The following is a 24,916-nucleotide window of genomic DNA, read 5'->3' on the forward strand; positions in this document are numbered from 1 at the left end:
GTCATGAGCGCGTTACAGTTCACAGCCGGTTTCCCCGCAGTCGGGTGCGGCCTCTTCGCCGGAGAGTTGGGTTAGGAGTTCGACGTCGGCGAGCTCCCCCGAGTCCGGTTCGACGCACTCGCCCATCCAGACCGGATTCATCGCCTGCTGGTCGCACTCCCGGAACCGGTTGGGGCCGAAGATCGTGTCGTGTTCCATGCCCGAGAGCGACTCCCTGACCGTCGTGGGATCGCGCGACCCCGCCTCACGGATGCCGTTGGCGACCATGCGGATCGATTCGTAGCCGACGCGCGAGAAGTTGTCCGGCGGGGCGTCGTACTCGCTTTCGTAGGCCTCGACGAACGCCTGATTGTCTCCGGTTTCGATCTCTGGAACGTATCGAACACCACTGTAGGTGTTGTACACGCCCTCTCCACCGCCCGCTCGCACGGCCCGGAACGATCCGGTCGTCGTCACGATGGGGATCTCGTCCGGAAGGCCGCGCGAACTGGCCTGCGAGAGAAAAATCGCGAGGTCGGATCCGGTCATCCCCACGACGAGCGCATCGGCTTCGTCGCTGACATTCGAGATCTGACTGATGAACGCCTCGAAGTTCGTCGAGCCCTGATCCGACCGGGTGACGCCGACCCGCTCGTAGGAGTCGCTGATCGACTCCATTCGCGTCTCGACTTCGTTCAGTACCGACTCGCCGTAGGCGTAATCCGCGATGTGATAGACGATCCGATCGCCGAGTTCGTCGGCGGTCCACTGAGACATCACCGCCGCGATCTGTGCGGTGTTCGTCTCGAACCGAAACACGTACTCGTTGCAGTTCTCGCCGGTGATCGAAATATCCGCCGCGCCGGGCGTGTAGACGACTTCGTTATCGGCGGCGAAACTGTTGATCGCGAGCGCGGCCGAACTCGAGATACAGCCGCTGATGAACTGTGCGCCGTCGGATTGGACCGCCTGCTGGGCCTGCTGGGTCGCCGTCGCCGGGTCGAGTTGCGTGTCGTACTCCTCGTGTTCGATCGTGAAGTCGTACTCGTCGCTGTCGTTGATCTGCTGGATCGCCAGTTCGGTTCCCTGGTAGTGTTCCTTCGCGAGAGCGCTAAACTCGCCCGTCCTCGGCTCGAGAACGCCGAACTGGACCGTGTCGAAGTTCTCGTCGTCTCCGCCACCCAACTCGTCCGGATCGCCGACGCAGCCGGCCAATCCGGATATCCCGATTGCACCGCCAACGGTAATTGTTTTTAGAATATCACGCCTCCGGCCACGTGGCCTGTTATCTCGAGCCATACCTTCAGTAGATTACATCATCCTATAAAAATCGACCCCGTTTTATGGCGGTTTTATACATGCCGTCCCCGTCGTCCGGAGCCGATCCTCGACGCTCGGCGGTTCCGTTCTCGATCGCAACCGAAAAACGGCCGACCGAGGTGTCCGCTCGGACGACTCGATGCGCGGGACCGAACCGGAGTATTATGTGTATTGGTGTCTATCCGCGAGATATGTTTCGGATACTGGTGGGACTCGATACCGACGAAAACCGCGCGCGAGAGCAGGCATCGATGATCGAATCGCTCCCCGGTTCGACCGACGAGATCACGGCCGTTCTCGCGCACGTGTTCCAGGAGAACCCTGAGGGGCGATCGGTCCAGCAACTCGCCGGCGTCCGCCAGGTCGCTACGGCCCTCGACGAGAGCGGCGTCGACTACGAGTACTACGAGACGAGCGGCGACCCGGCGTCGGAGCTCATCGCGGCGGCCGACGAGATGGACGTCGACATGATCTGTCTCGCCGGCCGGAAACGGACGCCGACGGGGAAAGTGCTCTTCGGGAGCGTGACCCAGTCGGTCATCCTCGGAACCGACAGGCCCGTCGTCACCGTCAGCCCCGAGGAGTGACCCGCCGACCGTCGTCCGACCGCCGTAGCGGCGCGGTTCGGTTCGGCAGCGAGTGCGATGGGGCCGACGGGCGTCGCGACGGGACTCGAGCGGCTGAATCGTCCGCCGCTCGAGGTGAGTCTCAGTCGACTCCGTCCTGTCAATTCCGTTGTCTCTCAGTGGCATGTGCACTCACCACATGATTTTTATCGGGGGACTCCGGATTGTTGAGTGAGGATGAGTTATAAGCAGATAGAGACAGCGCCTCGGTCGGAGATCCGAGCGTTGCAAAACGAACGGCTCCGCGAAACGGTTCGCCACGCCTCTGAGAACGTCGACTACTACCGCCGGGAACTCGACGCCGCGGGCATCGCGCCGGAGGACGTACAGACGGTCGACGATATCCGGAAGCTTCCGTTCACGACGAAAGAAGACTTCCGCGACGAGTATCCCGACAGCCTCTTCGCCGTCGACGACGCCGACATCCGACGCATTCACGCCTCCTCGGGCACGACGGGCAAACCCAAGATCGTCTCCTACACCGAGGACGATCTGGACGTGTGGAGCGAAGTCGTCGCCCGGTGTCTCGCCGCCTCCGGCGTCGAACCGGGGGAGACGGTCCAGAACGGCTACGGCTACGGCCTGTTCACGGGAGGGCTCGGCCTCCACTACGGGATCGAAGAACTCGGTGCGACGGTCATCCCGATCGGCGGCGGGCAGACCCAGCGGCAGGTGGAGCTGTTACAGGACTTAGAGAGCGACGTCCTCACCTGCACCCCGTCGTACTCGCTGTACCTCGCGGAGACGGCCGAGGAGATGGGCGTCGACGTCAGCGAGCTGCCGGTGTCGACGGTCATCTTCGGGGCGGAACCCTGTACGGATCCGATGCGCGAGGAGATCGAAGAGCGCCTCGACGTCACGGGGATCGACATCTACGGACTGTCCGAAATTATCGGTCCCGGCGTCTCCAACGAGTGTCACGAAGCCCAGGAGGGACTGCACGTCTGGGAGGACCACTTCTATCCCGAAGTGGTCGACCCGGACACGGGAGAACCCCTGCCGGAGGGCGAGGAGGGCGAACTCGTCTTGACGACGCTCACGAAGGAGGCCTTGCCCGTGCTCCGCTACCGCACCGGCGACCTCACCACGCTCACGACCGACGAGTGCGACTGCGGCCGCACGATGGTCCGAATGGATAACGTCACCGGCCGCGCGGACGACCTCATCATCGTGCGCGGCGTCAACCTCTATCCCAGCGAGATCGAGGCCATCGTCCTCGAGTTTGAGGCGGTCGCGCCCTACTACCGCATCGACCTCGATCGCGAGGACAACCTCGACACCCTCGAGCTCACGATCGAACTGGTGGAGGGGTTCGACGGTGACGTCGCGGAACTTCGAGACCGAATCCTCACTCGGCTGTCAAACGTCCTCTCGTTTACGCCGGACGAACTGAACGTCGTCGAACCGGGTAGTATCGAGCGCACGAAGGTCGGCAAAGTGAAACGCGTGTACGACCACCGATAGCCCCTTCGGGACGTCGCGTCGAGTCGAGTCGCACCGTCGATCGGATACAGGTGAAAGTCGACCGGCCCGTGTCGGACCCGACGCCGACAGCGTCGACCGACTGTAGTGATATCTCCGCGGCGTACAGGTGCTCCGGCAGCGGAGTTGTCGATTCGAGCAGCGGCGACCGCGAGCTCGCATCGATTCTCGGTCGCGTCTCCGGTTCCCGTCACTGAGGTAAATTATTTGTGTCATGAGAGGGATGGTCACGTATGGCATATAGCTACGAGCCGCATCACTTCGAGGACTTCGAACCCGGCCAGGAGTTCGAGAGCGTCGGCCGGACCGTCACGGAATCCGATTTCGTCATGCACTCGGCGCTGGCCGGTGACTGGACCGAACTGCACACGAACAAAGAGTACGCGGAGGACGGTCCCTTCGACGGCCGGATTGCCCACGGGCCGATGACGTTCGTCCAGGCAACGGGCTTCGTCTACCGCACCGGGATCGTCGAGCGCACAGCGTACGCTTTCCTCGGGATGAACTACATGGATCTCCCGAACCCGGTCTACATCGGAGACACGCTCTCGCTCGAGATGGAGGTCAGCGAGAAGAAGGACGTCGAACACGACGACGCCGGTATCGTCGTCCTCGACACCGAGATGACGAACCAGGACGGCATCGTCGTGTTTCAGGGCGACATGAAGTTCCTCATCAAACGGAAGGAATAGCGCGCAGAACGCGGCGTCGCCGACGGAGGCCGTCGGCGCGGACCCGTTCGTCGGAGTCACATCCGTATCGATCCGGTCATCGGAACTGCCCGCTCACAGTCGGCGTCGCCTCGGTCCGATACTCGGCGGCGACCAGGCGATGCGAGAGCGACAGCTATCCGACCGCAGCGCGCGAGGGCTGGTCCCGAACCGTCCGACGCTCGCTTTCCAGTGATTCGTCGCCGACGTTTCGCCGTTACCGGCGTCCGATCGCGTCTCCAAAACCGCACGTGACCACTGTCCCGACTCCGACGCGAGCGCGGTCACCTGGCGGCATCTATATAATATACCACACATAGTTGTCTATCTGGTATTTAGTTCGGGATGAACTCGAGAGAACTGACCATACTTCGCCGTACACACCGAGCAGCGATCGCGATGAGGGACTTCGATCGCGAGCTCGTGTATCGGCGGTAAACGGAGTACAGATACCGGTATCGTAGTAGTCTCGCCTTCGAGACCATAACCATATTGCAGTCGATGATCTGTCTCTCTATCTGCGCCTATTTTGCCTTATCTGCCGCGTAGTGCGCCTGAAATCCCGAGATATCGATCCTAGCCCTTACGAGTGGAGAGCTGCTGTCGAATAGCGTTCCGTCGAGTTCAATTCGACTACTACTTGACTCCAGATGTAATATGACATTGCTACGATGGTTCTTCTATCCTACCGGATAGGATATTGTTCTTGTGGCCACGATGCACAGTAATTCCCATACGTTCGCCGGTCGGCGGTCCGAAGCTGAGGCCCCAAACTAACTTTACAATGGAAACCAAATCGGGTGTATGGCACGATCGGAGGCACGAACGATCTCGGACGGCCAGCCCGCGACGACGCTCGCAACTGCGGGCGGAGGTGGCTAAATGGTCGACCACGAGACCTGGGGCGACGAACAGGCGACGACCACCGTCACCGTCGACGGCCACGACCTCGAGGTCGCCTACCACGAGGATGGCCCGGACACGGGCGCGGACGATGGAGACGACGAACCGCCGGTCGTCTTCGTCCACGGAATCCCGACCTGGTCGTTTCTCTGGCGGGATATCGTTCCGGCGGTCGCCGAGAAGCGCCGGACGATCGCGCCGGATCTGGTCGGCTACGGCAACTCCGCGATGCGAGACGGCTTCGACCGCTCGATCCGCGCCCAGGAGGTAATGCTCGAGGGACTGCTCGAGGATCTCGACGTCGACCAGGTCGTCCTCGTCGCCCACGATATCGGCGGCGGGGTCGCGCTGCGCTTTGCCGCGCACAACCCGGACACCGTCGAGCGGCTAGTACTCTCGAACGCCGTCTGTTACGACTCCTGGCCCGTCGAGTTCGTCTCGAATCTCGGACTGCCGTCGACGGCCGACCTCGAGCGCGAAGAACTGGAGGCCCGCCTCGAGTCGGCGTTCGTCGACGGCACCTACGGCGAGGCCGATCCCGAGTTCGTCGCGGGGATGAAGGCGCCGTGGCTGACCGACGAGGGCCGCGTATCGCTGGTTCGCGACGCCGTCGCGACGAACACGAATCACACGACCGAGATCGACTACGGTGCGATCGAGGCCGAGACGCTGTTGCTGTGGGGCGAAGACGATGTCATGCAGCCCTACGACTACGCCGAACGGTTGGCCGAAGATCTCGACGACGCCGCGCTCGCGCCGCTGTCGGACGCCTATCACTGGGTTCCCGAGGACCGACCCGACGCCTACGCTGATCATTTGATCGACTTCCTGAAATGAATGGACACATAACGGTAGCGGATAAAACGGACCGACTATATGACTGACGACGAGCAACCGAACTGGGATTTCAAGGATCGCGACATCGCCATCCTCTGTGAGCTCTCGAAGGACCCGCAGCTCTCCTCGCGGGAACTGACGAGCGTGCTCAAGGCCGAGTACGACATCGACGTCTCGCACGTCACCGTCAGCGAGTCGATCCGACGGATGCGCGACGAGGGCGTGTTCAGGGAGGCGATCATCCCCAACGAGGAGTACTACACCTTCGCGCTGTTCGAGTTCAAATTCAACACCGAACACTTCGAGGACGGCTGGCGCGACGCGATGGAGTACATTCAGGGCAGCAAACACACGCTGTTTTACTTTCTCTCCGACGGGGAGTACCAGTGGAAGACCGTCATGATGTTCCGAAGCTCAGAGCAGATCTCGAAGTGGATCCACAACTGCTACAAGGAATACGGCGACGTCATCGCGAACATCCGGAACTCCTCGGTCCACAACGTGCTCAAGTTCCGGACTGATCCGCAGATCTACGAGGATCTGCGCGGCGACCAGACCGAATAGAACGCGGTTTCGATCCCGACTTCGTCAATTCCACGCCGGTCAGTAGGGAGTGGCCGGTCCCACGCCGACCGACGGCCGCTGCGGATTAGCGATCGCCCGCGCTCTCGCCGCCGCCGCTCCGGAACAGCCGGTAGGTCGTCCGGCCGACGGCCGCCTCGCCGTCGGCGCCGGTGACCGAGACCTGCGTGACGCCGGACGTCTTGCCCGCGCGAACGACCTCCGCCTCGGCCCGGAGATCGCCCGTCGCCGGCCGGAGGTAGGAGACGTTGAGGTCGGTCGTCGTCAGCCCGGCCCCGCTCGGGTCGTCGAACGTCGACCGGAGCGCGAACGCGCTGGCGGTGTCGATCAGTGTGGCGACGATACCGCCGTGGATCGGGTCGTAGCCGTCCGAACCGACCGGGTTCTCGAACTCCTCGTCGTGGTCGATGGCGAGTATCGCACGACCCTCCTCGAGGGATTCGACGCGGACGTCGAGCCACGAGAGGTAGCCGTGGCTGTCGACGAACGACGCCCATTCGGGCCAGCCGGTGGCGTCGTCCGCATCGGGGACGTCGGCGGCGTCGGCCGTCGCTTCCGTCTCGGGCGCATCGGTGGCGTCGTCCGCGTCCGTCAGGTCCTCGGGGTCCTGCATCTCGTTACTCGCCCTCGAATTCGGGATCGCGGTCCTCGGCGAAGGCCGTCGTGCCCTCTAGCACGTCGTCGGTGCTTGACAGCAGGCCGAAGCCCTGGCTCTCCATCGTGAGGGCGGCCGCCATGCTCGCGTCCTGGCCTTCGTTCATGACCTTCTTGGCGACCTCGAGGCCAATCGGCGGCCCGTTTCGGAGGTCGGAGACGAACTCCTCGATGGTGTCGTCGAAGTCGTCGCGCTCGACCGAGCGGTTGATCAGTCCCCACTCTTCGGCGCGGTCGGCGTCGATGTGGTTGCCGCGGAAGACTAGTTCCTTCGCACGGGTCTCGCCGAGCACGCGAAGGAGCCGTTGGGTGCCGCCGCCGCCGGGGATCAGCCCGAGGGTGATTTCGGGGGCGCCGAACGCGGATCGCTCGGTCGCGACGCGCAGATCGCAGGCGAGCGCGAGCTCGAGGCCGGCGCCGAGACAGAAGCCGTCGATCTTCGCGAGGACGGGACGGGGGAACTCGTTGACCGTCTCGAACGCGGGCGTGACGTCCATCAGGTCCGTCGGCTCGGCGTCGCTGAATTCGGAGATGTCGGCGCCGGCGCTGAACGCGCGGTCGCCCGTGCCCTCGATGGTCGCACACCGGACCTCGTCGGCGTCAATCGACGAGAACAGGTCGTCGATCTCTGCGAGCAGGTCACCCGAGAGGGCGTTCATCCGCGAGGGACGGTCGAGTTCGACCTGCAGGACGCCGTCCTCGATCTCGTAGTTCAGGTCGTGGTAGGGACCGAGTTCGTCGTCGCCGTAATCGTAGAAGCCCGCGCCGGCGTCCTCGCCGGTCTTGCCCTCCGCGACGAGTTCCTCGAGGTACGGGTGGGGCTCGAAGCGGTCGGAACCCGTCTCTTCGTACAGCTCCTCGAGTTTCTCGAGGACCGTATCGAGGCCGAGCTTGTCGGCACGCCGGCAGATGCCCTCGGGGAAGCCCAGCCCGAGCTGGACGCCGGTGTCGACCTCCTCGGGCGTGGCGACGTCCTCGCCAACGAGGAAGGCGGCGCGGTTGATCATCCGGGCCTCGGCGCGGAGCCAGTCGAAGTCGCCCGCGTCTTCGGGTTCGTAGTCGGCGCCGTCGCCGTCCTCGTAGTCGTAGAAGCCCTTGCCGGTCTTCTGGCCGAGGTCTCCGGCCTCGACCTTCTCCTCCGTGATCGGCGGAATCGGGCTGCCACCCTCCTTGCGGACGTGGTAGCCGACGTCGATGCCGGTCAGATCGGCGAGTTCGAACGGCCCCATGGGATAGCCCCGCTCGTGGACCATCGTGGCGTCGGCCTCCCGGATCGTGGTCTCGCCGTTGGAGACCATGAACGCGGGCTCGCCGCCGAAGGGGCCGACGATGGTGTTAACGACGAAGCCGCGGACGTCCTTGCGGACGTAGATCGGCGTCTTGCCGATCGACTCGACCCACTCGTAGCCCGCTTCGGCCGTCTCGTCGCTGGTGTCTTGCCCGTAGATGACCTCCACGAGGTCCATCTTCACCGGCGGGTTGAAGAAGTGCAGGCCGAGCACGCGCTCGGGCGTGTCGACGGCCTCCGCGATGTCCGTGATCGGCAGGCTCGAGGTGTTCGTCGCCAGCAGGGTGTCCTCGCTGGTGTACTCCTCTAAGTCGCTGAAGATGTCGTGTTTCAGGTCCAGCTCCTCGGGCGCGGCCTCGATCACGAGGTCGACGTCGGCGACGGCGTCTTCGAGATCCGTCGTCGTGTCGATCCGCTCGAGGACCTCGTCGGCGGATTCATCGATCAGCTCCTTCTCCTCGAGTTTCTGCAGGCTCCACTCGATGGACTCGTAGCCGTCCTCGACGAACTCGTCTTTGATGTCCCGCATCGTGACGTCGTAGCCGGCCATCGCGGTCACTTCGGTGATCCCGTGTCCCATGTTCCCCGCGCCCAGCACAGCGACGCGGTCGATGCTGTCGAGTGACATGGTCGTGGTGTCGCTCGGAATCGTCTTAATACCACCGACACCTACTTAGCAATGTTAAGTGAGTTGTCCCCGGTTGTACAGCACGTTCGTCGATTCCGGTTTTCGATGAACTTCGGTAACGTTGACTCGAGTTTATCCCTACGGGCTGCGACTGACTGCCGGTTCTCTCGCGGCAGTCACTCCGCCCGGCGACCGATCTTCCGCTCAACGATCGGTCAGTTCCCGAATCCGAGCCCGGACGGCGTCGGCGGAATCGTACGATTCGTCCTCGACCGGGGCGAACACGTCCTCGAGGGGTTTCGATCCGTCTTGCGTGCCGACTTCCAAGTCGCCGTGAGCGCCGACGAGTTCGCCGGCCGTCGTCGGATACTCGCGGTTCTCGAGTTCATCGTCGAGCGCGGGGTCAACCGGTTCGGGTTCGTCGTTGCGCTCGCGCGCTTCCTGAAGTTCTCGCTCCCGCTGGCGTCGCTCTTCGTCGTCGGCTTGCTTGTTTCGGCCCTTCTTGTCGTCTGCCATCCTCCAAATTAGGACAGCGAGCGGGATAACGCTGTGGCCGTCCGTCGCACGCGCAACCGAGACAAGCACGTTTCTGTGCAGTATCGCCGCCATCATCTCGCTTCGGTCCGACCATCCGACGTGCGGTGGCGCGCGCTGTCGGTGAACCGAGCAGGGCGAGGGTCACCGACGACTTCGTGCGAGTCGGTTGGGGAGGACGTGGCGATTCCCTGTTGCCGCGATAGCAGAGAACACTCGTTTTCGATCACTCCCTCCAAATGTTTCGTTCACTTCGCAGTTCTACTGGTCGGCTGCTTCAACGCAGATCCTCCGGGACAAACGGGGCTAGTTTACCAATTCCGTTCCCTATTCACACCTCCTCCAGACGAACGCCGGACTGATCGCGCTCGAGAAGCGCACCCATCGAAACGCGAAACCGCCGTCAGAGGCCCGGCCCGACTACAGCGGTTCGTTGCCCTCGAGGATCCGCTTTGCGCGCGCGGCCAGCGCTGGCACGCGGTCCTCCATCTTCGGGTACAGCGGGTTGTCCGCGTTACCCTCGAGGTGCCGGCGGAAGAACATCTCGCCGAGGCCGGCCAGTTTGTAGACCGCCAGCGTCCGGTAGAACCGCTCGTGTTCGAACTCGAGGCCGGTCAGTTCCTCCCACCGGTCGACGAGTTCGACGCGGGTGGGATAGCCCTCGCGTTCCATGAACTGCGTGACCAGTTCCGGGATCTCGGGCTCGGGATCCTTCGGATCACGCCAGTAGGAGAGCATCCAGCCCAGGTCGGCCCGCGGATCGCCGAGCGTCGCCATCTCCCAGTCGAAGACGGCGTTGAGTTCCGGCGGCTGCTCGCGGGCAAACATGACGTTGTCTAACTTGTAGTCGCCGTGAACCAGCGAGTGCGGGTGGTCCTCGGGGACGTTGGCCCCGAGCCAGTCGCCGACTTCGTAGAGGACGGGCACCTCACGCTCGTCTTCCGTGACCTCGAACGCCCACGAGAGCTGTTTGCCCCAGCGATCGACCTGCCGTTGAGTGTACCCCGCGGGCCGGCCAAATTCGCCGAGGCCGATTTCCACGTAGTCCAGTCGGTGGATCTTCGCCAGCGTGTCGACGAGTTCCTCGCCGATCCGGCGGCGGTGGTCGGGGTCGGCGAACCGCTCCGGTTCGTCCTCCCGGAGGACGTCGCCCTCGAGACGCTCCATCACGTAGAAGTCACTGCCGATGACGTCGTGGTCGTCGCAGGCTACCCTCGTCTCGGGGACGGGAACGTCGGTATCGGCCAGGGCCGCCGTCACCCGGTGCTCCCGGAGGACGTCGTGGGCGGTGTCGGCGGTCTCGCCCGGCGGCGGCCGCCGGATGACCAGGTCCTCGCCGCCCCAGGTGACGAACAGGGTCTCGTTGGAGTGGCCCTCCTGGTGGCGCTCGATCTCGTAGTCGTCGACCTCGCCGAGGTGCTCCTCGAGGTAGGCAACCAGCGCGTCCTCGTCGACCAGCCGCTCGTAGTACTCGTCGCTCATGGCGTACTGAGGGGAGCCGATACGGCGAATTCCGTCGGATCGCGATGCGCGCTCGACATTTGTGGACAGTACTAACGCTACTCTCCTTTACGAAAATAGTTTCGCTGGAAATTCTTTCTTACAATGTTCATACGATGCGAGTTATCAACCCGCGTGGGTGCGACGGTGGGGAACTATTTGATCGCCGTCGCGGTTCCGGATTCACGGCCGCTGCTGAGCCGGCCCGCGTTCACGTCCCGTCGACGATCTCGAGCACCTCCTCCGGCGATTCGATCCGGTAGGAGACGGCCGGGCCGTCCGCGGCGCCGAACGCGACGCCGTGTATACCCATCTCGTCGGCGCCCTTCACGTCGTGGTCGTACCGATCGCCGATCATCAGCGATCGCTCGGGAGCGACGCTGGCCTTCGCGAGGGCCGTCTCGAAGATTTCGGGATCGGGCTTCGTCCGGCCGACCTCCTCCGAGGTCGTGATCGAGTCGAAGTGGTCGCGGACGCCGAACGCCTCGAGCATCTCCTTCCCCGCTTCGTCGTCGACGTCGCTGATGACGCCGACGTGAATGTCGCGGTCGGCGAGTGCCGCGATGGTCTCCGGAGCGCCCGAGATCGGTTCGATCGACGACTCGACGTGTGCCTCGAAGTCGGGTTCCCACGTCTCTCGCGGCAGTTCCTCGCCGACGAGGGCCTCGACGCCCCTCGCGTACCCCTCGCGGGCCGAGCGAAACTCTGTGCCGTCGCGCTCGCGGAAGTAGTCGCCGACGGCCGTCCGCCAGACGTCGACGGCCTCCTCGACGCTCAACTCGAGGCCATGCTCCTCGACCAGCCCCTCGACGAACGCCGCGTGGGCGCCCTGCACGGACTCGAGTTCGAGGATGACGCCGCCGATGTCCCAGAAGACGGCCTCCCAGTCGGCGGGTTCGTCGTCGATCGTGCGCTCATCGGCGCTCATCGCTCCGCCCTCCGGAGGTTCGAGCGGTCGACCTCGTCGATACTCGCACAGCCCGAGAGGCCGACCGTCAGGTCGACGTCGGCCAGCAGGTTCTCGAGAACCGCGCGCACGCCGTCTTCGCCGCCAATGCCCAGCCCCAGTGCGTAGGGTCGGCCCAACAGGACCGCGTCGGCGCCGAGCGCGACCGCGCGGAAGACGTCGCTCCCGCGGCGGATCCCGCTGTCGAAGAGGACCGGGAACTCCTCGTCGGCCGCCGTGGCGTCGTCGACGGCGTCGACCACGTCGGGCAGCGCGTCGAGGGCCGGTATCGCGCCGTCGACCTGTCGGCCGCCGTGGTTCGAGACGATCAGACCGTCCACACCACGGTCGACCGCCTCGCGGGCGTCGTCGGGGTGGAGCACGCCCTTGAGAACGATCGGCAGGTCAGTCTGCTCGTCGAGCCAGTCGAGGTCGTCCCACGTGAGCGAGGCGTCGCCGAAACACTCCTTCCAGGAGCGGATCGCCGAGACGGGGTCGTCCTCGGGATCGGCCTCGAGCCGGTCTCGAAACGCGGGATCGGCGAAGTAGTTCTGCAGGCCGTGGCTCTCGAGGAAGGGGAGATAGCCGAGTTCGATGTCGCGCTCGCGCCACCCCATCTTCGGCGTGTCGAGAGTGACGACGACGGCCTCGTAGCCCGCGTCTTCGGCGCGCTCTACGAAGCTCGCGGCGACGTCCCGATCGGCGCTCCAGTAGAGTTGGAACCAGCCCGGACTGTCGCCCAGTTCGTCCGCGACGTCCTCGAATGTGTGCGAGGAGACGGAGCTCAGGACCATCGGAAGCTCGAACTCGCGGGCCGCGCGGGCGACGGCGAGTTCGGCCTCCTCGTGGAGGATTTCCTGGACTCCGATCGGCGCCAGCAGGACGGGCGCGGGGTACTCGGTGCCGAAGAGGTCGACCGAGAGGTCCCGGTCCGAGACGTCGCGCAGCATTCGAGGAACGATCTGCCACGTCTCGAAGGCGCGATCGTTCGCCCGGACCGTCGACTCGGAGCCGGCGCCGCCGACGACGTAGGCGAACGCCTCCTCGCTGAGCTCCGCACGGGCGCGTTCCACGAGATCCTCGTAGGAAACTGGGAACTCGGGCGGTTCGTCCTCGAGCATCCCTTGGCTGTAGACCTCCTGCTGTCGGTTCGGGCCGTACCGCGGTGCGTCGTCGGGGGTCTCGCCCGTTGGCGCGTCGTCCGGAGCCTCGTCCGCCGAATCGTTCCGTGGAGTATCGTCTGTCATAGCTGGGGATTCGCGGGCCGTCGCTGCCGGTCTCCGCGTCCGACCCGCCGCTGTCTGCGTACCCGTGTCACCGATTGCCACTCACTTAACGGTACGGTATCTATACCCACCTTTATTACCAAACTGTGTGTATACCCATGTGAAGCTAACAATGGAAGCAAAACAGCGAGTTACGGGTGGTCGCGAATGAGTACTGAGCAGTTCAGCGTCGACGGCGACGTCGCCATCGTTACGGGCTCCTCGAGCGGCATCGGGCGGGGTATCGCCGAGCGGTTCGCCGCGGACAGCGTCGACGTCGTCGTCTGTTCGCGCGAACAGGAGAACGTCGACCCCGTCGCCGAGGAGATCAACGAGAGCGAGCGTCCCGGCGAGGCGCTGGCCGTCGAGTGCGACGTGACCGACCGCGACGCCGTCGAGGCGCTGGTCGAGGCGACCGTCGAGGAGTTCGGCGGGCTGGACGTGCTGGTCAACAACGCCGGCGCGTCGTTCATGGCCGACTTCGACGACATCTCGCCGAACGGTTGGGAGACGATCATGGACATCAACGTCAACGGCACCTACCACTGCACCCACGCCGCCGCGGAGCACCTGAAGGACGGCGGCGGCTGCGTGATCAACCTGGCCAGCGTCGCCGGCCAGCGGGGCTCGCCGATGATGAGCCCCTACGGCGCCGCCAAGGCCGCGGTCATCAACCTCACGACGACGCTCTCCTACGAGTGGGCCGACGACGACGTCCGCGTCAACTGCATCGCCCCCGGCTTCGTCGCCACGCCGGGCGTCGAGAGCCAGATGGGCGTCTCCGCCGACAACATCGACCGCGAGGAGGTCGCCCGCCGCATCGGCACCGTCGAGGAAATCGCCGACCTCGCCCAGTTCCTCGCCAGTCCGGCCTCGTCGTACATCGTCGGCGAGACTGTCACGGCCCAGGGCGTCCCGCAGATCAGCGAAGAGCACGAGATCTGAGCCGTCCCGCTTTCCCGACTTTTGTCGCTTCGCCACCGGTGAGTATGGGACTCAGACCGCGGTGAGTGCCCCGCTCGTCCGGAGGGCGAAGTACCCGACGAACGCGAGCGCGAGCAGCCACTGGCCGACCGAGACCTCGCGGCGTTCGCCCGCCGCGAGTTTCATGACGGGATAGGCGATGATCCCCGCCGCGATACCGTACGCGATGGAGAGGGTCAGCGGCATCGCAATGATCGTCAGGCCCGCCGGGACGGCGTGGGTTGGATCGTGCCAGTCCACGTCGGCGACGTTGCCGAGCATCAGGACCGCAACGACGACGAGTGCGATGTGTGACGCGTACAGCGGGATCGCCGCGGCCAGCGGGACGATCGCGAGCGACGCGAGGAAGAGCGCGGCGACGACGAGCGCAGTCAGCCCCGTCCGGCCGCCCTCCTCGATCCCGGCCGCGGACTCGACGTAGGCCGTGACCGTCGAGGTCCCGAGCATGCCGCCGACGGTGGTCCCGACCGCGTCGGCCATGAGCGGCTTCTCCATCTCGGGAAGGTTCCCGTCCTCGTCGAGCATTCCGCCGACCTGCGCCACGCCCGTGAGCGTCCCCGCCGTCTCCAGGAAGTCGACGAAGAAGAACGTGAGGACCACCAGCGAGACGGAGAGCGCCTCGACGTTTCGAAGGCCCTCGACGAACGCGCCGGCGAGCGGCGAGATGTCGTACTGCGGCGAGGGTATCGACGGAGCGAGCGGCGTCCCGGGATGCGGGCTCTGCACGCCGGCCGATGCGGCGATCCAGCCGGCGACGGCGGTGAGGAGGACGCCGACGATGATCGACCCGCGGACGCCGCGGGTGTACAGCCCGAAGGAGAGGAAAAGACCGAGGACCGAGAGGAGCGCGACCGGATCGGAGACGATTGAACCGAGTTGCACCAGCGTCGCCTGGTCGGCGACGACGACCTTCATTTCCTGCAGGCCGATGAACGCGAGGAACAGCCCCAGCGCCGCGCCGACGGCGAACTTGACCGGCTCCGGAAAGAGCCGGATGACGTACTCTCGAGCCCCCGCGAGCGTGAGCGCTATGAAGAGGACGCCCTCGATGACGATCGCCGCGAGCGCGGTCTCCCACGGGACCCCCATCGCGCCGATGACGGTGTAGGCGAAGAAGGCGTTGAGTCCCATTCCGGGCGCGAGCGCGAACGGTCGGTCCGCGTAGACGGCCATGACGAGCGTCGCCGCCGCCGCGGAGAGGATCGTCACGACGGCCAGCATCTGCACCGTCTCGGTGTACGTGGCACCCGAGACGTCGATACCGGGCTTTTCGCCCCTCGCGGCGAGAATCGCGGGATTGACGACGACGATGTACGACATCGTGAGGAACGTCGTCAGCCCGGCGAGGAGTTCCGTTCGGAGATCCGTGACGCTATCGTCGAGATCGAAAAGAGCGACGAGCGATTCGCGTATCTTCATTTGCTACCCCTACGGGGAAGCCGAGACGGCCATTTAGTCCCTCTGAATCGAACCGTCCGAGCGGTGCGTTCTCGTCTAGCAGCCGTTCCGAACGGCGACGCGACGCCGACCCTCGCTCGTCGCTACCGGTTCCAACGCTCGGCCCGTCGCCTTCCGGTTACAACGCTCGGCCCGTCGCCTTCCGGTTACAACGCTCGGCCCGTCGGCTCCGGTTTCCATACACCCAAAAGGTCGCGTTCCGTCTGTGAATGACGATGACTAACAGAGACGTTCACCTGCCGGTCGCGGCCCAGCCGACCGTCGACTCGATCGTCGACTACACGCAACGCGCGGAGGAGGGCGGCTACGACTGCGCGTGGCTCCCTGAGACGTGGGGACGAGACGGCGTCACCGTCCTGACGGCGATGGCCGAACGCACCGCGGAGATCGATATCGGCTCGAGCATCCTCAACACCTACTCCCGGTCGCCGGCGCTGCTCGGCCAGACCGCGGCGACGCTCCAGGAGGTCTCCGACGGGCGGTTCCGACTCGGACTCGGCCCCAGCGGCCCCGTGGTCATCGAGAACTGGCACGGGATGGAGTACGGCAATCCGCTCCGGCGCACCCGCGAGACCGTCGAAATCGTCCGACAGGTCCTCTCGGGCGAGACCGTCGACTACGACGGCGACGACTTCCAGCTCTCCGGCTTCCGCCTGCGTTGCGAGGCTCCGGACCCCCAGCCGCCGGTCGAGGTCACTGGAATGGGACCGAAGGCCGTTGAACTCGCCGGCCGGTTCGCCGACGGCTGGCACGGGATCATGCTCACCCCCGAGGGGATGGCAGACCGCATCGAGGACATCAAGCGAGGCGCCGACCTCGGCGACCGCGACCCCGACGAGGTGCAGGTCACCGCCGGGGTCACCTGCTGCGCCCTCGAGGACGCCGAGCGAGCGCGCGAACTCGCCCGCCAGCACGTCGCCTTCTACGTCGGCGGGATGGGCACCTTCTATCGGGACGCCCTCGAGCGACAGGGCTACGACGCGGCCGGGGAGATCCACGACGCCTGGCAAGCGGGCGACCGCGAGCGAGCCCTCGAGCTGGTCGATGAAACCGTCCTCGAGGATCTCTGTGCCTTCGGCGATCCCGAGACCGCACGGGAGCGACTCGAGCGCTACGAGGCGGTCGACGGGATCGACGCCGTCGCGGTCAGCTTCCCGCGGGGCGCCGACGAAGACGAGATTCGGCGGACGATGGACGCGGTGGCGCCCGACGCCTGACCGATTCCTCGACGACACTCCGTTCTTCGACAGCTACAAACCGCGGATCGACGGAGTTCGTGGTATGCCCGGCAAGGTGAGTCCGGACGACCTGCTCGCGCACGTCTTCGAGCGGACGGGAACCGACGACGAGACGGTCCTTCAGGGGCCGGCCAACGGGGAGGACGCCGCCGCCATCGCCCCGTTCGGCGGCGACGAGACGCTCGTGGTCAGCTCTGACCCGATCTCGCTGGCCGCGGCGGGCGTCGGCTCCCTCGCGGTGCCAATCGCCTGCAACGACGTCGCCGCCTCCGGCGCCGACCCGCGGTGGCTAACCGTCGTCATCATGCTCCCCGACGAGGAGACAGACCTCGAGGCGATCACTAGCGACCTCGACGCCGCGGCCCGGAACGTCGGCGCGACGATCGTCGGCGGCCACTCGGAGTACGTCGACCAACTCGAGCGCCCCCTCCTGTCGCTGACCGCGATGGGAACCGCCGAGTCGTTCGTCCCGACCGGCGGTGCCGAGCCCGGCGACAGCGTGCTCATCACGAAGGCCGCGGGGCTCGAAGGAACGGCCATCCTCGCGACCGACTTCGGCGACGCGCTCGACGTCGACGAGGCCGTCCGCGAGCGCGCCGAGGAATTTCTCGACGAGATCAGCGTCGTCCCCGACGCCCGCGCGGTCCGCGAGCACGCGACCGCGATGCACGACCCGACCGAGGGCGGCGTCGCGGCCGGCCTGCTCGAGATCGCCCGCGCCTCCAGCGTTCGACTCGACGTCGACCGCGAGGCGATCCCGATTCGCGAGGAGACGGCGCGGTTGTGCGAGGCCGCCGGCGTCGACCCGCTGCGGATCTTCGGCTCCGGCGCCTTGCTCGCGACCGTTCCCGGCGACGCGGTCGACGACTGCCTCGCGGCGCTCGAGGCGGCCGGCCTCGAGGGGAGCGAGATCGGAACGGTCGAGGCGGGCGATCCGGCGCTCGTCCTCGACGGCGAGGCGATCACCGAGCCGATCGCGGACGATCTCTACCCCCTGTGGGAAGGGGCCGACGCGGACGACTGAGCGCCGGTCCCGTCGGATCCGAGGAGCGCGTCGACGGTCGCGTCGGCCAGCACGGCCGCTGGATCGACGACGGCGTCCGCCCCGGCCCGCTCGAGCGACTCGCCGGCCCCGGCCCCGGCCGCTTCGGTTCTCGACTCCCGGTCCTCGACGACGACGATGCGAGCGTCCGTGCGCGACCGGGCCGCGGCGACGGTCTCGCCCGCGTCGATCCCCGCGACGACAAGCACCGCGTCGCACGCCTCGAGACCCGCCCGCTCGAGCGTCCGGTCGGCGGTCGGATTGCCGACGATCGGGGCCGCACCCTCGGGGAGTCGCGGCGCCGTCTCCTCGTCGGTCACGACCGCGACCGACGCGCGCTCCGCAAGCGCCTCGACGACGGGAGCGAGCGTCGCGTCGAAGCCGAGCGCGACGACCCGCGCCGGTCGCGCGGTTCCGTTCCCGGCCACACCACCGGGATCGTCGACACCGGATTCCGGCTCGAGGTGCGCGGCCGCCCGGCGTCCGGTCCGCTCGAAGTGCGTCTCGAGCAGCGGTGCGAACAGGCTGCCGGCGGTAGCTGCAAGAGTGGCGGGTCCGAGCACGACCAGCGAAACGGCGAACAGCCGCGCCGTCTCCGTGGCCGCGTGCACGTCCCCGTACCCGACGGTGCTGGCGGTCACGGCGGTGAAGTAGACCGCGTCGACGACGGTCTCGACGCCGTCGAACTGGGCCCTGAGCGTGTACGCACCGGCGGTCCCGTAACAGAACACGCCGACGATCGCCAGCGCCGCACCGACCTGCGTCGCGTCGAGCACGACCGACCGCGTGAACCGCTGGCTCGTCGCCGCGAGAACGAGGAGCCCGACGGTCGAGAGGACGACCAGCGGGACGGCCAGCGCCCGGAACTGGACGACGCCGTGGGCCGCAGCGAGGGCTACGAGGCCCGCGGCCGCAGCGTACGCGAGCCGATAGCCGCGGCGCATTCCCCACGCGGCGGCGAGGAGGGCGAAGCCGACGACGGTCCCGCTGAACTCCGCTACCGACTGGAGCTGCCCGAGCAAGCCATCGGCCTCGACGGCCGGCTGGGTGAGAATGGCGACAACGCCGGTGGCGATCGACGCGAGCGCGATCGCGACGACGAGCCGGACCGTGATCCGACGGTCCGCTTGAGACGGGTGCAACGTCTCGAACATACCGGTCCCACACCGCCGATGGCGGTAAATCCCGGGGCGCTCGGGGGCGCCGTCGTGTGCCCGAATTCGCTTGCATGCGGCTTATTGGCACGGCTACGTTTCCACGATCATGGCGACAATCGCGTACGAGGGACCAGACGGAACCGCCGAGGAAACGGTCGACGTCGGCAACATCACCGATTCGGGCAAGGTTCAGGGCCTTCGGCTCAAACTCGAGGACGGCTACATCCACCTACCCTACACCCGCGTGTACTGGGTCCGGATGAGCGAGGACGAGGGGAAGGCCGACTACTCGTCGGCGTAGGAATGGTCGTCGCTGCGGTTCGAACTCGGTTTTGCCGAGGTACTCGATCGGCGACCCGACGGCGGACCGGACGCCGTCTCGCGTTGCGCCGGGCTCCGTCGGGCGCGGGTCGACGACCCGTAACCCCTATTCCAGATGAAACTATGGTAGAAGGTTTTACCCGGGCCTTCACCTTATACTTCCCCAATGGATTCGACGCCCGACGCCGACGCGGAGCTCCGCCGTCGGGTTCGGCAACAGGAAGTCGTCGCGGAACTCGGACAACGGGCCCTCGAAACCGACGACCTCGACCGGTTGCTGCACGAGGCCGTCGTCGCCGTCTCGGACGTCCTCGAGACCAAGTACGCGAATCTGCTCGAACTACTGCCCGAAGGGAACGAACTCTTCCTGCGCGACGGCGTCGGCTGGCGCGAGGGACTGGTGGGGTCGGCGACGGTGCCCGCGGATACGAACTCGCAGGCGGGGATCACGCTCCGCACCGAGGCGCCGATCGTCGTCGACGATCTCCGCACCGAGAAGCGGCTCACCGAGCCCGCGTTACTCGACGACCACGACGTCACGAGCGGCATCAGCGTGACCGTCGGCCCGGCCGACGACCCGTGGGGCGTGCTGGGCGCGTACGCGAGCGAGCGCCGCGAGTTCGCGGAGGGCGACGCTACCTTCCTCCGGAGCGTCGCGAACATCCTCGCGTCGGCCCTCGAGAACGAGCGGACGCGGCGGGAACTCGAGGAGATCTACGGCCGCATCTCGGACGCCTTCTTCGCCCTCGACGAGGAGTGGAACTTCACGTACCTCAACGAGCGCGCCCACGAACTGATCAATCCCGAGGGGCGAACGCTGGTCGGAACGCGAGTGTGGAACGAGTTCCCCGAGGCGATGGGCCAGCAGTTCAAGCTGAAGTACGAGCGCGCGATGTACGATCAGGAGACCGTCTCGTTCGAGGAGTACTACCCTGAGCCGCTCGACAGCTGGTTCGAGGTACGGGCTTACCCCTCGGAGACGGGGCTGTCGGTGTACTTCCGGGACGTCACCGAGCGCAAGGAGCGCGAGCGGGAACTCGAACTGTTCCGGACGCTGCTCGACTACACCACCGACAGCGTGCTGGTAATCGACCCGCAGTCGGGCCGGTTCCTCGACGCCAACGAGACGGCCTGTCGCACCCTCGGCTACGACCGGGAGGAACTGCTCGAGCTAACGGTGCCCGACATGGATCACGTGTTCGACGACATCGCGGACTGGCGCTCCCACGTCGAGGACGTGAAGACCGAGAACTCGATGACGATCACCGGCGAACACGTCCGGAAGGACGGGACGACCTTCCCGGCGGAGGTCAACGTCGCCCACGTCGAACTGGATCGCGAGTACATGATCGCAATCGCCCGCGATATCACCGAACATCGAGAGCGCGAACGCGAACTCGAGGCGTCGAACGAGCGCTTGGAACAGTTCGCCTACGCCGCCAGCCACGACCTGCAGGAACCGCTGCGGATGGTCTCGAGTTACCTCCAGCTGATCGAACGCAGGTACGGCGACGCGTTCGACGAGGACGGCGAGGAGTTCCTCGCGTACGCGATCGACGGCGCCGAGCGCATGCGCGGGATGATCGACGGCCTGCTCGAGTATTCCCGTGTCGAAACGCGAGGCGATCCGTTCGAACCGGTCGACCTCGATCGGCTGCTCGAGGACGTCCTCGATGACCTCTCGCTCCAGCTCGAAGAGACCGACGCCGAGGTCGAGACCGAGCCGCTGCCCCGCGTGCAGGGCGACGCCAGCCAGCTGCGGCAGGTGTTCCAGAACCTGCTGTCGAACGCCCTCGAGTACAGCGGCGACGAGCCGCCGCGGATCCACGTTGAAACGACGCGGCGCGAGAGGGGGCGGTGGGAGATTTCGGTTATCGACGAGGGGATCGGGATCGACCCCGCCGACCAGGACCGCGTCTTCGACGTCTTTCAGCGCCTGCACAGCCGCGAAGAGTACGACGGCACCGGCATCGGCCTCGCGCTCTGTGAACGCATCGTCGAGCGCCACAACGGCGAGATCTGGGTCGAGTCGGAGCCGGGCGAGGGCTCGACGTTCTCCATAACGCTGCCCGCGGCCGACGAGTCGGCGTAAGCGACTCGAGCGACCCGGACGCGAACCCGCTCAGCCGTCGACGAGCAGCGTGTTCAGGGCGTCCGGAATCACGAGGACCTCGCTGCCGGGCTCGAGGGCGTCCGCGACGCCGTCCGCGGCGTGCATGAGACACTCCTCGACGACCTCGGGCGCGTCGCTGTTCGTCACGGAGAGGTCGTGATCGCAGAGGACTCGCGCGACGACGAACGCTCGCTGGGCGCCGGGCTCGTACCCCGTACGCATCTCCTCGTAGAGCGATTCCGGATCGCTCGCGTCGCTCAACCGTCGGTAGAACCGCTGCTCGCCGGTTCCGTCGCCGACCCCCTCCGGGAGCGCGGCGGGGACGACGAGCCGGCCTCCCTCACGGAGCGGATTTCGGTCGCCGAGCGCGACGTAGGTCGCGGCGCGGGTCGTCTGGTAGAGGTTCGCGTCTTTCGGCGCGCCGACGCCGCAGACGACGGCGTCGTACTCGCGGTCGATCGGCACCGAGAGGGCGTCGCGGGCGATCGACGCGAGTTCGCGGACGACGCGCCGCCCCTCGCCGGCGCGGACACCGAGGACGCCCGCCGGCCCGTAGCTCAGGTTGATCGAGAAGTCCAGTCCCGCGAGGTCGCCGGCCGCGTCGATCGTCTCGCGGAAGGGGTTGTCCTCGACGCGACCCAGTCGGACGCCCTCGCGGGCGAGCATCTCGGGGCCGTGCGTGTAGCGGATGAGCGACTCGCTGCCGGCCCCGATGACGACGGTCTTCGCGCCGCCGCTGAAGCCCGCGTACTGGTGGGGTTCGACGACGCCCGTCGAGAGTACCGCGTCGGCCTCGGCGACCGGCTCGCCGATCTCGACCGGCACGTCGTCCGTACTCACCGTGCCGACCTCGACAACCGACTCGGGATCGTGGTTGACCGCCAAGTCGGCGTGCGGTCCCAGCATCGCTTCGATCTCGTCGTCGGTCATCGGTCGATGGAGGCCGAGTCCGACGACCACCGTCACCTGCTCTCGAGCCACGCCGCAGCGCTCGAGGCGCTCGAGCAACACGTCGAGCAACACGTCATCGGGCGCCTTGCGGGTGATGTCGGTGACGACGATCGCGACGTCGTCGTCGGGATCGACGCGGTCCGCGAGCGGCGGGCCGATTGGGTCCTCGAGCGCGCGTTCGGCGGCCGCGCGAACGTCGACGGTGGTGCCGCCGGTCGGTCGCGCGACCGTGACCCCGCAGTCAGGAAGAGAAACGTCGATGGTACCGGTTCCGAGGGGGAGGTCCATGCGTTCGGTTCGCACGCGGATCGTGAAAAGCGTCGCCGATTCTCGCCAGGGACGACCGACGGCGCGAAAAGGAGCGGCTACGCCCGGAACGTCCCGGTCGCACCGATGCCGAGGCGGCCGACCGCGATCGGCGCGAGGAACACCCACGCGACGAGTGCGGCGTAGAGCGCGACGAGCGCCGGCACGAAGGAGACGGCCGCCTCGGCGACCTGGATCGCAGCGGCGCCGCCGCTACCGACGGCGACGAGGGCGCCCGTCTCGAGGCGAGTGCGGAGGTCGGGGAGGCGATCGATCCACCCCGCAGAACAGAGGCCACCGATCGCCCCGCCGAGGCCCAGCAGCGAGTCCTCGCTGGCCCCCGCGATGACGACGGTGACGAGCGCGAGTCCGAACGCGATCGCGAAGCCGCGGCGGGGATCGCCCCCCGTAAGGCGGGCCATGGCGACGAGGAACGCGACGCCGAGGACCGCGCCGACGATCACGTCGCCGAGGTAGTGGACGCCGAGCACGACCCGGGAGAGCGAGACGAGCGCGACGAGCGTGCCGGCGGCCGCCAGCGAGCGGACGTCCCGCGTTCGGTCGTACGCGGCGACGAGCCCGCCGTAGACGACCGTGGCGGCGAAGGCGTGGCCGCTCGGGAAGCCGTACCCCTCGCGTTCCTCCTCGAGGGGGATCAGCAGGGCGTCCTCCGGCGGCCGCGGCAGGCCTAACAGGGCCTTAATCGAGAGCAGGAGGGCGAGCCCGGCGACCGCGTAACTGATCACGAGTGCGCTCTGGCGACGCCACCCCGACCAGAACAGGACGGCGAGGACGACCATCAGAACCGTCGTTCCACCGAGTTCGGTGACGGCGACGACGAGGTCGGCGTACTCGGCTGGAAACAGGTCGCGGACGATCACGCTTTGCTCCTCGAGGCGCATGTCGAGTGCCGTTTCTCATCCCCGAAAGTAAACGTTCGTTTCTTCTCGCTCTCCGGTCCCGGCTGCAAGCATCTTCTTTATCCGACCACGAATGGCACTCGTTGCCACGGAATGGCCACGTTCGTCGAGTTGGAACTGCCGGCGGCCGAAACCGCATTGGGCGAGACGTTCGACCGCGTCCGATCGTGTTACTGCTACCTCGAACAGGCGGTCGTCAGCGAGACGCCGGGACTCTGGTTCGGCGGCGCCGAACGATCGGTGATCGAAGCGGCTCTCGAGGCGGACGCCACCGTCGACGCGCACTCGCGGATACGGGCGGCCTCCGACGAGTGGTTGTACGAGATTCGGTTCGCGGCCGAGATCTACGAGATCGGGGCGCTGCCGTTCGAGGAGGGCGGCACGATACTCGCCGCCTCGGCCGATTGCGGCGTCTGGTCGATCCGAATGCGATTCCCCGATCACGAGAGCGCAACCCGGACCTACCGTCGATTCCTCGAGCGAGACGTCGACGTCGACGTCGCGAGCCTCCGGAAGGGACCGAAGACCGGGCCCGAACGACCCGGGTTGACCGTCGAGCAGTACGAGACGCTCGTAGCGGCCGTCGAGCGCGGCTACTACGAGGTTCCGCGGGAGGTGTCGGTACAGGAACTGGCCGACGAGTTCGATATTTCGGACCAATCGGTCTCCGAACGCCTCCGCCGCGCGTCCTCGGAAATTCTGGCGACGGAACTGAACGTGGCCGACGCGAACTCTCGCGCCGACGACCGGTGACGGACGCCCCTCGCATCGCGAATCCGAGCGCCGACGGCAGGTCGGTTCTCGAGGGGACTTGAACACCCTGACCATCCGCATGATAGCATCACGGACGCGTACCACGAACGGTCCGTAGATGGCCACCGATCGCTGGCCCCCAACCGACGGGGACGGATCGACTGTGATCGAATACGCGCCCGACGACGGAACGCCGATCAGCATCGCGATCGTCCGCACGATCGCCGCGATCGAGAACATCGATCCGACCGCCCTCGAGTTCACGCTATACGACTACGTGAATCCCGAAGCGCTCGATCTACTGATCGAACACGAGGGAAGCGGCGGAGCGGAGATCCGGTTCACCGTCGACGACTACGATATCTACGTTTCCGAAACGGGAGAGATCGTCGTCCGCGAATCGACGTGAGAGCCGCCAA

Annotated in this window: 23 protein-coding genes; 12 read left to right on the forward strand and 11 right to left on the reverse strand. The window is 66.3% G+C overall.

Going from position 1 to position 24,916, the window contains the following annotated elements; all coding sequences use genetic code 11:
* Window positions 1-12 precede the first annotated feature (12 nt).
* Window positions 13-1,278 (reverse strand): ABC transporter substrate-binding protein, encoded by a 1,266-nt coding sequence (locus EH209_RS05145; RefSeq protein ID WP_211338322.1) that lies wholly within the window; start codon window positions 1,276-1,278, stop codon window positions 13-15.
* Between the two features lie 212 nt (window positions 1,279-1,490).
* Between EH209_RS05145 and EH209_RS05150 the strand changes: the two genes are divergently transcribed.
* The 5 genes from EH209_RS05150 (at window position 1,491) to EH209_RS05170 (ending at window position 6,421) form a co-directional block, all read left to right on the forward strand.
* Window positions 1,491-1,886 (forward strand): universal stress protein, encoded by a 396-nt coding sequence (locus EH209_RS05150; protein WP_126661846.1) that lies wholly within the window; start codon window positions 1,491-1,493, stop codon window positions 1,884-1,886.
* Window positions 1,887-2,102: 216 nt separating this feature from the next.
* Window positions 2,103-3,389 carry a phenylacetate--CoA ligase PaaK gene (gene paaK, locus EH209_RS05155; RefSeq protein WP_126661847.1) on the forward strand — a complete coding sequence of 429 codons (1,287 nt, stop codon included), beginning with the start codon at window positions 2,103-2,105 and terminating at the stop codon, window positions 3,387-3,389.
* Window positions 3,390-3,640: 251 nt separating this feature from the next.
* Entirely contained in the window at window positions 3,641-4,099 is a 459-nt protein-coding gene (locus EH209_RS05160) for a MaoC family dehydratase (protein ID WP_126661848.1), read from the forward strand.
* Between the two features lie 900 nt (window positions 4,100-4,999).
* Entirely contained in the window at window positions 5,000-5,857 is an 858-nt protein-coding gene (locus tag EH209_RS05165; RefSeq protein WP_126661849.1) for an alpha/beta fold hydrolase, read from the forward strand.
* A 39-nt stretch (window positions 5,858-5,896) separates the two neighbouring features.
* Window positions 5,897-6,421 (forward strand): Lrp/AsnC family transcriptional regulator, encoded by a 525-nt coding sequence (locus EH209_RS05170; protein ID WP_126661850.1) that lies wholly within the window; start codon window positions 5,897-5,899, stop codon window positions 6,419-6,421.
* Window positions 6,422-6,506: 85 nt separating this feature from the next.
* Here the strand turns inward: EH209_RS05170 and EH209_RS05175 are convergent, their stop codons facing one another.
* The 6 genes from EH209_RS05175 to EH209_RS05200 all read right to left on the reverse strand — a co-directional run bounded on the left by EH209_RS05175 (window position 6,507) and on the right by EH209_RS05200 (window position 13,236).
* The gene (locus tag EH209_RS05175; RefSeq protein WP_126661851.1) at window positions 6,507-7,052 is read right to left on the reverse strand and encodes a PaaI family thioesterase; all 546 of its coding nucleotides are present in this window, start codon (window positions 7,050-7,052) and stop codon (window positions 6,507-6,509) included.
* A 4-nt stretch (window positions 7,053-7,056) separates the two neighbouring features.
* Window positions 7,057-9,009, reverse strand: a complete 1,953-nt coding sequence (locus tag EH209_RS05180; RefSeq protein ID WP_126661852.1) for a 3-hydroxyacyl-CoA dehydrogenase/enoyl-CoA hydratase family protein — start codon at window positions 9,007-9,009, stop codon at window positions 7,057-7,059.
* A gap of 204 nt (window positions 9,010-9,213) precedes the next feature.
* Window positions 9,214-9,525 carry a DUF5789 family protein gene (locus EH209_RS05185; protein ID WP_126661853.1) on the reverse strand — a complete coding sequence of 104 codons (312 nt, stop codon included), beginning with the start codon at window positions 9,523-9,525 and terminating at the stop codon, window positions 9,214-9,216.
* 438 nt (window positions 9,526-9,963) lie between these two features.
* A complete protein-coding gene (locus EH209_RS05190; RefSeq protein ID WP_126661854.1) occupies window positions 9,964-11,025 on the reverse strand; it encodes a phosphotransferase family protein in 1,062 nt (353 codons plus the stop codon).
* A gap of 229 nt (window positions 11,026-11,254) precedes the next feature.
* Window positions 11,255-11,971: an HAD family hydrolase gene (locus EH209_RS05195; RefSeq protein WP_126661855.1), complete on the reverse strand. Its 717-nt coding sequence runs from the start codon at window positions 11,969-11,971 to the stop codon at window positions 11,255-11,257.
* The gene (locus EH209_RS05200; protein ID WP_211338323.1) at window positions 11,968-13,236 is read right to left on the reverse strand and encodes an alpha-hydroxy-acid oxidizing protein; all 1,269 of its coding nucleotides are present in this window, start codon (window positions 13,234-13,236) and stop codon (window positions 11,968-11,970) included. Before EH209_RS05200 ends, EH209_RS05195 begins: the two co-directional genes overlap by 4 nt.
* Before the next feature lie 186 nt (window positions 13,237-13,422).
* On the opposite strand from EH209_RS05200, the gene EH209_RS05205 reads away from it, so the two are divergent.
* On the forward strand, window positions 13,423-14,199 hold the full coding sequence (locus EH209_RS05205) for an SDR family NAD(P)-dependent oxidoreductase (protein WP_126661856.1): 777 nt from the start codon (window positions 13,423-13,425) through the stop codon (window positions 14,197-14,199).
* A 51-nt stretch (window positions 14,200-14,250) separates the two neighbouring features.
* On the opposite strand, the gene EH209_RS05210 is transcribed toward EH209_RS05205, so the two are convergent.
* Window positions 14,251-15,657 (reverse strand): NCS2 family permease, encoded by a 1,407-nt coding sequence (locus tag EH209_RS05210; RefSeq protein ID WP_126661857.1) that lies wholly within the window; start codon window positions 15,655-15,657, stop codon window positions 14,251-14,253.
* Between the two features lie 254 nt (window positions 15,658-15,911).
* Between EH209_RS05210 and EH209_RS05215 the strand changes: the two genes are divergently transcribed.
* Both EH209_RS05215 and EH209_RS05220 read left to right on the forward strand, forming a co-directional pair.
* Window positions 15,912-16,913: a TIGR04024 family LLM class F420-dependent oxidoreductase gene (locus EH209_RS05215; RefSeq protein ID WP_126661858.1), complete on the forward strand. Its 1,002-nt coding sequence runs from the start codon at window positions 15,912-15,914 to the stop codon at window positions 16,911-16,913.
* 64 nt (window positions 16,914-16,977) lie between these two features.
* Complete coding sequence (locus EH209_RS05220; protein WP_126661859.1) at window positions 16,978-17,958, forward strand: AIR synthase family protein; 981 nt, start codon at window positions 16,978-16,980, stop codon at window positions 17,956-17,958.
* Here the strand turns inward: EH209_RS05220 and EH209_RS05225 are convergent.
* On the reverse strand, window positions 17,922-19,130 hold the full coding sequence (locus tag EH209_RS05225) for an ion channel (protein WP_126661860.1): 1,209 nt from the start codon (window positions 19,128-19,130) through the stop codon (window positions 17,922-17,924). The two genes, EH209_RS05220 and EH209_RS05225, sit on opposite strands and share 37 nt — an antisense overlap.
* A 109-nt stretch (window positions 19,131-19,239) precedes the next feature.
* Here EH209_RS05225 and EH209_RS05230 point away from each other — a divergent pair, with 109 nt between their 5' ends.
* Together EH209_RS05230 and EH209_RS05235 are read left to right on the forward strand one after the other, a co-directional pair.
* Complete coding sequence (locus tag EH209_RS05230) at window positions 19,240-19,434, forward strand: hypothetical protein (protein WP_126661861.1); 195 nt, start codon at window positions 19,240-19,242, stop codon at window positions 19,432-19,434.
* Window positions 19,435-19,620: 186 nt separating this feature from the next.
* Complete coding sequence (locus EH209_RS05235) at window positions 19,621-21,546, forward strand: ATP-binding protein (RefSeq protein WP_126661862.1); 1,926 nt, start codon at window positions 19,621-19,623, stop codon at window positions 21,544-21,546.
* Window positions 21,547-21,576: 30 nt separating this feature from the next.
* On the opposite strand, the gene EH209_RS05240 is transcribed toward EH209_RS05235, so the two are convergent.
* Both EH209_RS05240 and EH209_RS05245 read right to left on the reverse strand, forming a co-directional pair.
* Window positions 21,577-22,806 carry a lactate racemase domain-containing protein gene (locus tag EH209_RS05240; RefSeq protein ID WP_126661863.1) on the reverse strand — a complete coding sequence of 410 codons (1,230 nt, stop codon included), beginning with the start codon at window positions 22,804-22,806 and terminating at the stop codon, window positions 21,577-21,579.
* 77 nt (window positions 22,807-22,883) lie between these two features.
* Window positions 22,884-23,726 (reverse strand): phosphatase PAP2 family protein, encoded by an 843-nt coding sequence (locus tag EH209_RS05245; RefSeq protein WP_126661864.1) that lies wholly within the window; start codon window positions 23,724-23,726, stop codon window positions 22,884-22,886.
* Window positions 23,727-23,837: 111 nt separating this feature from the next.
* Between EH209_RS05245 and EH209_RS05250 the strand changes: the two genes are divergently transcribed.
* Window positions 23,838-24,497 (forward strand): helix-turn-helix domain-containing protein, encoded by a 660-nt coding sequence (locus EH209_RS05250; protein ID WP_126661865.1) that lies wholly within the window; start codon window positions 23,838-23,840, stop codon window positions 24,495-24,497.
* Window positions 24,498-24,615: 118 nt separating this feature from the next.
* The gene (locus tag EH209_RS05255) at window positions 24,616-24,906 is read left to right on the forward strand and encodes a HalOD1 output domain-containing protein (protein ID WP_126661866.1); all 291 of its coding nucleotides are present in this window, start codon (window positions 24,616-24,618) and stop codon (window positions 24,904-24,906) included.
* Window positions 24,907-24,916 lie beyond the last annotated feature (10 nt).

Source organism: Haloterrigena salifodinae, assembly GCF_003977755.1.
Classification (GTDB): domain Archaea; phylum Halobacteriota; class Halobacteria; order Halobacteriales; family Natrialbaceae; genus Haloterrigena; species Haloterrigena salifodinae.